Raw genomic sequence first — 1427 nt, forward strand, 5'->3', positions numbered from 1 at the left:
CTAGTAGTACTTTGTTAGGTGGGGAAGGTGTGGTGACACAGTGGGCAGGTACCGATCCAACGGGTAAGCGCGCGTTGGAGTTCGCGCACGATGCCGTACAGGGTCAGTCCCGCCCAGTCGCTTTTGGGTCGATAAGCCGGAGGGTGGTGATGAACAGGTGAGCGGCGGTGACCAGGGTGGCGTGGTGGTGCCAGCCGAGCCAGGATCGGCCCTCGAAATGATCCAGTCCGAGACCGGTTTTCAGTTCCCGGTAGTCGTGCTCGATGCGCCAGCGGATCTTCGCCAGTCGCACCAGTTCGGCGATGGGTGTGGTGTCCGGCAAGGTGGAGATCCAGTAGTCGGTGGGCTCGTCGGCTCCGGTCGGCCACTCGGCGAGAAGCCAGACCGCGGGCAGGGTGCCGTCGTAGGCGCGGGGGATGTCCCGGTTCGCGGGGCGGATCCGCATGGCTGCGAACCGGGAGCGCATCGCCGCGGTGGGGTTGTCGGGGTCGGTCTTGGTGCCGCGCCGCCAGGTCACGGTCCGCAGGGCCTTACGTCCGGCGGCGAGGACGAGGTCCTTGCAGCTCGAATGCGGCCCGTAGCGGGGCGTCGGCGGGCGTCCCCTCCCGCTGTAGGCCGCGATCTCCGGGACCGCGTCGCCGGGATAGGCGCTGGTGGCACCTTTGACGGCAACGACGTAGTCGACGCCGCGTTCGGTCAGCGCTTCCCGGAAGGCGGTGGTGTCGCCGTACCCGGCGTCCGCGACCGCCGGCGGCGGGATGCGGCCCCACGCGATCAATTCGTCGATCATCTCGATCGCCATCTCCCACTTGGTGCGGTGCTGCTCGGTGTCGGGGATCGCGGACCGCTTCCGGCGGGCGGTGATCGCCGCGACCGCATCGGGGTCGGTGGTGGACCGGTCGTCCCAGCTCTCGGGCAGGAACAGTCGCCAGTCCAACGGTGCGGACGCTGCGTCGGTGGCGGCGTGCACGCTGACCGCGATCTGGCAGTTGCCGACCTTGCCAAGGGTGCCCGAGTACTGCCGGGCCACACCCGGGGAGCGGTCGCCGTCCTTGGTGAACCCGGTGTCGTCGATGACCCAGGCATCCGGGTCGATCAGATCACACGCCCTGCGCGACAATGTTTTCCGCACAGGTGTCACGTCCCACGGCGAGGTGGTCACGAACTGCTGCAACCGCTGATGATCCACCCGCAACCGCTGCGCCATCGGCTGCATCGACTTCCGTCGGCCGTCGAGCATCAATCCCCGCACATACACTCCCGCCGTCGCCCGCTGATCCTTGCGCGCCAGTGACGAGAACACCTCACCGGCAAACGTATCCAACTGTTCCCCGACACGGGCGAGAGCGCTTGTATCCATGCCCGCATCGTCTCGAGAAAGCCACGAAAACTCGAGCCGACACGCCGAGGTAACAAAGTACTACTAG

Annotated in this window: 1 protein-coding gene; it reads right to left on the bottom strand. The window is 67.0% G+C overall.

The genetic code is table 11. The annotated features are described in order from the left end of the window. Positions 1-103: 103 nt before the first annotated feature. Complete coding sequence (locus tag RJ1_RS44890; RefSeq protein WP_073371164.1) at positions 104-1360, bottom strand: IS701 family transposase; 1257 nt, start codon at positions 1358-1360, stop codon at positions 104-106. Positions 1361-1427: the final 67 nt, after the last annotated feature.

The sequence above is a fragment of the Rhodococcus jostii NBRC 16295 genome (assembly GCF_001894825.1).
In the GTDB taxonomy this organism is placed as follows: Bacteria; Actinomycetota; Actinomycetes; order Mycobacteriales; family Mycobacteriaceae; genus Rhodococcus_F; species Rhodococcus_F jostii.